General features: G+C 64.1%; 12 protein-coding genes. 10 read left to right on the top strand and 2 right to left on the bottom strand.

Translation table 11 applies throughout. From position 1 onward, the window contains the following. The 7 genes from VFW93_RS03460 to VFW93_RS03430 all read left to right on the top strand — a co-directional run. A partial coding sequence (locus tag VFW93_RS03460) for a mechanosensitive ion channel (RefSeq protein WP_329692592.1) occupies positions 1-1,182 on the top strand: 1,182 nt, incomplete at its 5' end. Positions 1,183-1,193: 11 nt separating this feature from the next. After that, positions 1,194-2,804 carry a GAF domain-containing sensor histidine kinase gene (locus tag VFW93_RS03455; protein WP_329692591.1) on the top strand — a complete coding sequence of 537 codons (1,611 nt, stop codon included), beginning with the start codon at positions 1,194-1,196 and terminating at the stop codon, positions 2,802-2,804. Next, positions 2,791-3,444 carry a response regulator transcription factor gene (locus VFW93_RS03450; RefSeq protein ID WP_329692590.1) on the top strand — a complete coding sequence of 218 codons (654 nt, stop codon included), beginning with the start codon at positions 2,791-2,793 and terminating at the stop codon, positions 3,442-3,444. The genes VFW93_RS03455 and VFW93_RS03450 overlap by 14 nt, the downstream gene beginning before the upstream one ends. Before the next feature lie 110 nt (positions 3,445-3,554). Next, positions 3,555-3,980, top strand: a complete 426-nt coding sequence (locus VFW93_RS03445; protein ID WP_329692589.1) for a response regulator — start codon at positions 3,555-3,557, stop codon at positions 3,978-3,980. Between the two features lie 60 nt (positions 3,981-4,040). After that, complete coding sequence (gene mscL, locus VFW93_RS03440; protein ID WP_329692588.1) at positions 4,041-4,481, top strand: large conductance mechanosensitive channel protein MscL; 441 nt, start codon at positions 4,041-4,043, stop codon at positions 4,479-4,481. Positions 4,482-4,644: 163 nt separating this feature from the next. Continuing rightward, the gene (locus tag VFW93_RS03435) at positions 4,645-5,274 is read left to right on the top strand and encodes a hypothetical protein (protein ID WP_329692587.1); all 630 of its coding nucleotides are present in this window, start codon (positions 4,645-4,647) and stop codon (positions 5,272-5,274) included. 185 nt (positions 5,275-5,459) lie between these two features. Then, on the top strand, positions 5,460-5,972 hold the full coding sequence (locus VFW93_RS03430; RefSeq protein ID WP_329692586.1) for a hypothetical protein: 513 nt from the start codon (positions 5,460-5,462) through the stop codon (positions 5,970-5,972). Positions 5,973-5,977: 5 nt separating this feature from the next. Here VFW93_RS03430 and VFW93_RS03425 read toward each other — a convergent pair whose 3' ends face one another. Further along, positions 5,978-6,391, bottom strand: coding sequence for an FKBP-type peptidyl-prolyl cis-trans isomerase (locus VFW93_RS03425; protein ID WP_329692585.1), 414 nt, complete (start codon positions 6,389-6,391; stop codon positions 5,978-5,980). Positions 6,392-6,435: 44 nt separating this feature from the next. Further along, positions 6,436-7,041 (bottom strand): DNA-3-methyladenine glycosylase I, encoded by a 606-nt coding sequence (locus VFW93_RS03420; RefSeq protein WP_329692584.1) that lies wholly within the window; start codon positions 7,039-7,041, stop codon positions 6,436-6,438. A gap of 41 nt (positions 7,042-7,082) precedes the next feature. Here VFW93_RS03420 and VFW93_RS03415 point away from each other — a divergent pair, with 41 nt between their 5' ends. The 3 genes from VFW93_RS03415 to VFW93_RS03405 all read left to right on the top strand — a co-directional run. Next, positions 7,083-7,304 (top strand): ATP-binding protein, encoded by a 222-nt coding sequence (locus VFW93_RS03415; protein WP_329692583.1) that lies wholly within the window; start codon positions 7,083-7,085, stop codon positions 7,302-7,304. A gap of 71 nt (positions 7,305-7,375) precedes the next feature. Beyond that, positions 7,376-7,867, top strand: coding sequence for a hypothetical protein (locus VFW93_RS03410; RefSeq protein ID WP_329692582.1), 492 nt, complete (start codon positions 7,376-7,378; stop codon positions 7,865-7,867). A 20-nt stretch (positions 7,868-7,887) separates the two neighbouring features. After that, a partial coding sequence (locus VFW93_RS03405; RefSeq protein WP_329692581.1) for a DUF2145 domain-containing protein occupies positions 7,888-8,325 on the top strand: 438 nt, incomplete at its 3' end.

The raw sequence follows: 8,325 nt of genomic DNA, 5'->3' as shown, positions 1-8,325 counted from the left end.
CCCCGCCTGGCTGGCGCATTGGCCATTGTGCTGGCGGCGTGGATCGCGGCGCGTTTGTCGCGGGCCGCACTGATCAAGGCGGTCAACACCACCGGGCTGGAAACCAGGCTCAAGACCCCTGGTCTGGGCAAGGTGCTGGCGCAGATCGTCTCCGGCCTGGTGTGGCTGTTTGCCCTGCCCGCCTTGCTGGGCACCTTGCAGCTGCAGGCCCTGCTGGACCCGGTCAACGTGATGATGTCGCGGCTCATGGGCTTTGTGCCCAATGTGTTCGGCTCGGTGGTGATCCTGGGGGTGGGCGTGCTGGCTGCGCGCATCGTGCGCCAGATCGTGGAAGGTGTGCTGACGGCCGCGGGCTCCGAAAAACTCGCTGCCCGACTGGGCCTGCAGACGGCTCTGGGTGAGCGTACGCTGGCCAGCCTGGCAGGCTCTGTCGTGTTCGGTTTCATCCTGCTGCCGACCTTGACGGCCGCCTTCCAGACCCTGGGCCTGGACGCCATCGCCCGTCCCGTGGGCCACATGCTGGATGCGGTGGTGGACCTCATCCCCAAACTCGTGTCTGCTGCCGTCATCGTTGCCGTGGGTGCCTTGATGGGCCGCGTGGTGGCCAACCTGCTGACCACGGTGCTGGCCGGTGCGGGCATCAACCGCTGGCCGGCGCGCATGGGCCTGCCGGAGAACTGGAAGCTGGCCGGGCGCGATCTGTCCGAGCTGGTGGGTGGCATGGTGATGGTGGCCTTTGTGATGGCCGCGATCACGCAGGGCTGCCAGGTGCTGGGCTTTGCCGTGCTGACCGATGCCGTGACCTTGTTGGGCGGTGTCATGGCCCGGCTGGTGGCCGCCATGATGGTGCTGACGCTGGGCCTGTGGCTGTCGGCCGTGGCGGCGCAGTCCATCGAGGCCAGCGGCACGCATCAGGCCCGCGCCTGGGCCCAGGCGGCTCGCGTGGCCATCCTGTTCTTCACGGTGGCCCTGGCCTTGCGCCAGTCCGGCTTGCCGGCCGACATCATCGTCATCGCCTTTGGTGCGGTGGTGGGGGCCTTGTCATTGGGCCTGGCCATCGCCCTGGGCTTCGGTGGGCAGGATGTGGCAGCACGTGTGTTGTCGGCCCTGGCAGATCGCTATACCCGTTTGCCTGAAGCAGGCAGGCAGGGCGGCGATCAAGGTGGCGATCAGGCACCCTGAGCCCCATACCGATGCCTTCGCGTCTGCTCCTCCCCCTGGTCGTTCTGCGACGGACGATCCGCCGCCGCGCGTTGGCCACCCAGATCGGGGCTGCCGGGGCGCTGGTGAGTGGCGGCGTGGCCGCGCTGGTGTGGTGGCAGGGGCCCGCGCCTATCCCGACCTGGCTCGCCATGGGCCTCACGGGGGGCTTGTCTGCGTTGGGTGCAGCCGCCGTGGCCCACCACGCCATGAAGGCGCAGCGGCGCATCGTGCAAGCGGCCCAAACCCTGCGCAGCCCCGAGGCGCCCGACACGTTGGACATTCCCCTGACCGCAGACAGCGCCGATGCGTTCCAGCTCTCATCAAGCTTGCGCCGCATGGTGATGGCCATGCGCAAACGCCGCAAGGAGCTGGAGGCGCTCAACGAGGCGCTCACCCACCGCCTGCAGACCCGCACGCACGAACTGAGCACGCTGCAGGATCTGTCCATCGGTCTGGCGCGCCAGACTGACATGCACCAGCTGGTCAACGAGGCCTTGCAGGCCCTGGAGCGCACCCTGAGCTACAGCAGCGCCTCCTTGTGGGCCCGTGAGCAACTGGCCGAGCAAGGCCGTGTGGTGCTGATGGGTTACCGCACGGGCGATCCTGGCGACAGCGCGCCTCAGGACGAGCTCACCGGCATGCGCCTGTCGCGCAGCAACCTGGGGCACTACGAACGGATCGAGCGCGAACGCCAGCCCCTCATCGAAAACGATGTGCAGCACAGCTTCTGGTCGTGGTTGCTGGACCGCGTGACCGACGATGCCCGTACCTCGGCCTTGTATCGCCACAGTCGCTCGTGGATGGCCTTGCCGCTGCAGTTCCGCGACTGCGTGCTGGGCGTGATGCGGGTGGACCACGAGGTGCCCGGTTACTTTGATGACGAGCGCATTCGCCTGTTGACGGCCGTGGGCAGCCAGACTGCCCTGGCCATGCGCCATGCCCAGCTGGCCGAGCAATCGCGTGACATGGCCGTGATGGCCGAGCGCAACCGCATCGCCCGCGACCTGCACGATGCCGTGTCGCAAACCTTGTTCGCCGCCAATGTGGTGGCCGGCACCCTCACCCGATCCTTGCAGGCCATGGCAGACCCGGATGCCCAGGCCCAGGCGGCCCAGGCCCGCTCGCTGCAGCGCCTGACGCAAGGTGCCCTGGCCGAGATGCGCCTGCTCATGCTGGAGCTGAGGCCGGACGCGCTGCATGGCATGAGCCTGGGCGAGCTGCTCAAGCAAGCCCTTGATGCCCTGGTGGGGCGCAGCGACATCCTCGTCACCACACGCATTGCACCCACGGATGGCTTGAGCGAGGCCACGCGCATGCAGCTCTACCGCATCGCGCAGGAGGCCTTGTCCAACGTGGCTCGCCACAGTGGTGCCTCCGAGCTGGCGGTGCGCTGGGTGGTGCGCGGCCCTGATCGTGCCCTGCTGTGCATTCACGACAACGGGGCCGGTTTCGACCCCGCCGTACCCAAGCCGGGCCACTTCGGCCTGGAGAACATGCAGACCCGAGCCCGCGACATCGGCGCGGCACTGACACTGGAGAGCGCACCCGGTCAAGGCACCGAGCTGTGCGTGCAGATTGGAGAACCCTTTGACGCTGATTGACGCCCCGACCGACATCACCATCTTCCTGGTGGACGACCACCCCATGGTGCGCGCCGGCCTGGTGGGCATGATCCAGGGTGAACGCGGCATGAAGCTGGTGGGCGAAGCCGGCGATGGCCGCGATGCCGTGCGCCTGATCCCGGACTGCAAACCCGACGTGGTGCTGGTCGACCTGATCATGCCGCACCTCGATGGCATCGGCGTGATCGAGGCCCTGCACCCCATCCTGCCTGACACGCGCTTTGTGGTGCTCAGCAGCATGCTGGATCCCGATGCCGTGCGTCGGGCCGTGCAAGCCGGCGCACGCGGCTATCTGCTCAAGACTGCTTCGGCGCAGGAGCTGATCAACATGATCCTGCAGGTCAAGGCCGGCCGGCGTGTGTTGGGTCCCGAGGTCACCGACGCCATGATCGCCAACGAGCAGCGTGATGTACCCGGTGCTGACCTGACCCAGCGCGAACGCCAGATCCTCGCCTTGATGGTGCGAGGCATGAGCAACCAGGAGATCGCCGATCAGATGAGCATTGCCGTGCCCACGGTCAAGTTCCACGTCACCAATGTGTTGAGCAAGCTCCAGGTCGACAGCCGCACCGAAGCCGTGGTGCTGGCCATCAAGCACAAGCTCGTACCCGGAGACTGAGGCCACCTAGACGAAAGTCTGGGTGGGTGCCGCACCTGGGATGGGTGCAGGCGGGCTCGCTACTGTCCACACTGCAAGCCATGCGTTGGACAGATGAAAGGTGCGAGCACATGTTGCGTTCTGTGGGTAGCACCAGGGTGCTGGTGGTGGAGGACGAACCCTCCACGGCCTTGATGATCCTGGCGGAACTGGGGCGGATGCATTGCAGCGTGTCCCTGGTGGAAAACGGCCTGATGGCCGTCAGGGCCTGGTTGTCTGCACTCGACGAGCAGCCTTTTGATGTCGTCATCATGGACATCAACATGCCCGTCATGTCCGGTGAAGCGGCGATGCATGAAATCCGCCGTCTGGAACTCGACCTGACCGAGCCACGCACCCCCATCGTGGCTTTCAGCGCCAGTGAAGACGCGGCACGCGCCCAGCGCTGGCTGGACATGGGGTTTGATGCCGTGCTGCCCAAGCCCGGGGCCTTGCATCGCCTGCTGGCCGTGGTGCATGAGCTGATGGCTGGACGTGCACCGACGCCCAGCCGCTGAGGCCCCCCATTCCTCTCTTTACCGCTACCTCTGATATCTCAACCTTTCAAGGAACAAGCCATGAGCATCGCATCTGAATTCAAGGAATTTGCCGTCAAGGGCAATGTGATCGACCTCGCCGTGGGCGTGATCGTGGGTGGCGCATTCGGCAAGATCGTCGATTCGCTGGTCAAGGATCTGATCATGCCGGTGGTGGGCAAGGCGCTGGGCGGCCTGGACTTCTCCAACTACTTCCTGCTGCTGGGCCAGGTGCCGGCTGACTACAAAGGTGCCATGACGTATGCCGATTTGAGCAAGGCGGGCGTGCCCATGCTGGCCTACGGCAACTTCGCCACGGTGGCCGTCAACTTCATCATCCTGGCTTTCATCATCTTCATGATGGTCAAGCAGATCAACAAGCTCAAGGCTGAAACGCCAGCAGCACCAGCCGCACCCGCCGAGCCCAGCGAAGACATCGTGTTGCTGCGCCAGATTCGCGATGCGCTGGGTGGGCGTCGATGAGCCGGCGGGTTGGATCGAGCGGCCAAACAAGCTGAAAAAGTCCCTCAAATTCACCAGCATGTCGGGTCGTTATTGGCAAAAATGGCAGGTGCCTCGCTGCCACCGGCTTGATCGCGGGCGCAAATGACGTCATCTTGGCGTTGATCCATCGGATGGAGAGCCCATGTCCACCAATGTCAGAGACCAGCAGGATGATCGCCTTGCCGACCTCGCGCGAGGCGTCATTCCCATCTGGCGTCAGCAGATCGAACAATGTCTGCGCGCCTCCAGCTCGACCGTGGTGGATCTGCTCGTTTCCTTCTTTGCTGTGGCCGATGAACTCATCCAGGCCATTGGCCGATCCGAGCACCTCAACAAGGACCTGTCATCGCAACTCGATGGCATCCTGAAAGAGATAGAAGGCCTGCGGGCCAAGGCCACGGTGGCGGGCAAGGATGGCGTGCTGTCACATCAGATCCTGCACGAATCCGTGGGCAGCGTATTCAACTCTCTGGTGGAGCTCACATCGGCGTCACAGGCCTTGTGCGATCTCAATGGGAATGTCCGCCAGAACCTGGATCAGATCCTGGTGGCGCTGCAACATGAAGACCGGATGTCGCAGATCCTGACCCATGTCTGCGAGGACATGCGCAAGCTGGAGGATCACGTGGCCGGAGGCACGGCCACGCTGCCTGATCTGAACGGCTGGCTGGATGCCTTGAAAGCGACTTATTCCACACCGGAAGAGCATGCCGTCCACGGCGGCGATGGGCCCAGCGAACCTGCCCCGGCAGCGGGCATCGACTTCTTCTGACAACCATCCAGCATAAGGGCGAATCATGCCCTTGGGCGGCCTCGTTGCATGAAACCCCCAATTCGGGGTTTTCATGCCAATTCCTTCCACCAAACCGGGCGCGATTTCTGCATGATGGTCACCAGTGACCTGTGCTGTACCGCAGAGGGCACCTTCCTGAAACCGATCTCACGGAGGATGGCGCCATGAACTGGTTTGACAATGTTTCGTCAGACAGCGATCAACCGATTGCCCCGGCCTGTCTGTATCAGGGCCATTGGCGACACCGCTTGCACGCCTACGGCGACAAGGTCTTGTGTCGCGTGGTGATTGATGTGGCCGAACCGCGGGTGGTGGCCGCCCAGGTGGTGGAAAACGGCCTGATCGAGGATCTGGAGTCCAGCACCCTGGAAGACCTGAACCAGGCCATGCTGGCGCAAGAGGTACACCACAATCCCACGGCCTGGGGCCTGGCAGCTTGTGCCATGTTGCCGGCCTGGTCCAAGCCCACTTTCACCGAAAGCCAGATCGGCGAGCTGGAGCGCATCCAGGGTTACCTGATCGAGGCTTCGGAAGAGTCGGTGGATTCGGTGCTGAAGCTGCGCGATCAGTTCCTGCAAGGCATCGGCATGACCGACCAGGATGTGCACCGTGCCGTACGTCAATCGCATGAGTACGGCAAGGGCGTGCGCAAAGGTGGACGAGGCGTGGTCAGCTGAGCTGATCAGTTCTCGATACCCAGCAGCTCGACCGTGAAGGTCAGGTCGGCGTTGGGCGGAATCACGCCGCCTGCGCCAGCCGCGCCATAGGCCGTCTTCGACGGGCAACGCAGCGTGGCCTTGCCGCCTACCTGCATGGTCTGCACGCCTTCGGTCCAGCACTTGATCACGCGGTCAAGCGGGAAGCTGATGGGCTGGCCGTCCTTGTACGAGCTGTCGAACACCTTGCCGTTGGCGAGCTTGCCCTCGTAGTGCACCTTCACGGTGTCGCTGGCCGTGGGTTTGGCACCCTTGCCCACGGTGAGGTGCGTGACTTCCACGCCCGAGGGCAGCTTCTGCGTGCTCGGCTTGGGATCGGCGGCCCGCGCCTGCAGGGCCACAGCGGACAGGGCCAGTGCAACAAGGATCTTGGCGTTCATGAAACCTCAGTGTGGTAATCGTTGAGACCGCTGCAGTGTACCGATCAAGGTCGCTTGAAGCGCTTGCGGGCTTTCTCTACCTGTGCCCGGCTGACACAGCCTTCTGCATGGTCGTTGATCAGCCCCATGGCCTGCATGAAGGCGTAGACGGTGGTGGGCCCCACGAACTTCCAGCCTTGCTTTTTCAGTGCCTTGGACAAGGCCTCGGATGCGGCCGATGTGGATGCGCTTTGGGGCGTGGCCAGCTGCCCGGCCTCGGGCTCGTGGCGCCAGAAGAAGGCGGCCAGGGAGCCTTCGCGCTGGACGAGCTCCTGGGCGCGTTGCGCGTTGTTGACCACCGCCTCGATCTTGCCGCGGTGTCGAACGATGCCTTCGTCCTGCAGCAGGCGCTCGACGTCAGCGGGCGTGAAGCGCGCCATCCGGTTGAAATCGAAGTGGTGAAAGGCCCTGCGAAAGTGCTCGCGCTTGGCCAGAATGGTGCGCCAGCTCAGGCCCGACTGAAAACTCTCCAGGCACAGCTTTTCAAACAGGCGGTGATCGTCGCTGACCGGGAAGCCCCATTCCTTGTCGTGATAGTCCAGAAATTCGGGGGCGCCACCACACCAGCGGCAACGAGATTGCCCATCCGGGCCGGTAAACAAGGTGTTCATCGGTATCCTTCCCTCAAGACATACTGCGAACCCATAGCCAGATGCCTCGCGCCTTGCCCGTCATCGATCCGTCACGTTGTACCGGTTGCGGTCGTTGCGTCAGCGCGTGTGCACCTCATGTATTGTGGCTTGAAGCGCAGGACCCCCGTGGCTGGGGCCCCAAGTGTTCGACTCTGCACGACGAGGCGCACTGTACGGGTTGTGCGAAATGTGCCGTTGTGTGTCCGTTTGACGCCATCGAGATGGTGCGCAAGCCGGCCTGACTTGGTAAATCTGCTTTCCATGGTTGGGAAATGGCAGAAAATCCGGGCAGAAGAACGCGCTGTCCGCGTTCATGATCACCTTCGTCACCATGCTGCAACGCCCTATCCGCTCAATCGCCATGTCGATGGCCCTGGCCTGTGGTCTGGCCGCCAACATGGCGCATGCCGACACCACCATCTCCGCCTCCATTTCCGACAGCATCAGCACGGCAGTGGGCAGCGTGTCCACCTCCATCAAGAAGTCCAGCCAGAGTTCGACCAAGGACGACAAGACGGCCGCTGGTGATTACAAGGTGGTGGAAATGGCCGCGCTGGACGATCAGCCCGGCATGGTCCGCCTCAAGCTGCAAGCCACGGCCGAGCAAGCCCAGCGCGACGAGTTCTACCTGTTGCTGCCTCAGAAGGCCGTTGACAACGGTCAGGTGCGCGAGGGGGCCATCGTGACGGCGCAGCCTCGTCCCTTCGGTGTGGCCTTTGCCGCAGGTGAGCCACGCCAGCCCTTTTTCCTGGTGATGGAAGACCACTGGTACCGCGAGCTGGCCAGCCGCCCCGTCGTGCTGTGATGATGGTGCTTTGATTGAGAGTGGGCGGGCGTCACCTGGGCGCAGCGGCTGCGCTGGCCGTTGCAGGCCTGATGCTGTCTGCCGAGGCGCACGCCGGTGACTTTCACCTCTGTGATCGGCAGGCCAGGCTCACCGCGGCGCAGCAAGACACCCTCTACCGCTTCGCCGACATCATCAAGCACACGCTGAGCCAGTCCGGGCACCGCGTGGCCCTGGTGGCGCGCTCTGGCCTGGACCTGGGGCGCTTTGGCATCCGCTACTCGCATGCCGGTATCGCCCTGGCGCGCAGCGAGAACACACCGTGGTCCGTGCGCCAGCTCTACTACGCGTGCGACGAAGGCAAGCCCCGCGTTTATGACCAGGGCATGTCGGGCTTCCTGCTGGGGACCGACAACCCTTCCGTGGGCTATCTCTCGGTGGTGCTCCTGCCTGAAGACCAGGCCGCACCACTGGAGCGG

The sequence above is a fragment of the Aquabacterium sp. genome, from assembly GCF_036279675.1.
Classification (GTDB): domain Bacteria; phylum Pseudomonadota; class Gammaproteobacteria; order Burkholderiales; family Burkholderiaceae_C; genus Aquabacterium.
The sequence above is the reverse complement of the archived record's forward strand: the minus strand, read 5'-3'. Positions and strand labels throughout refer to the sequence as shown.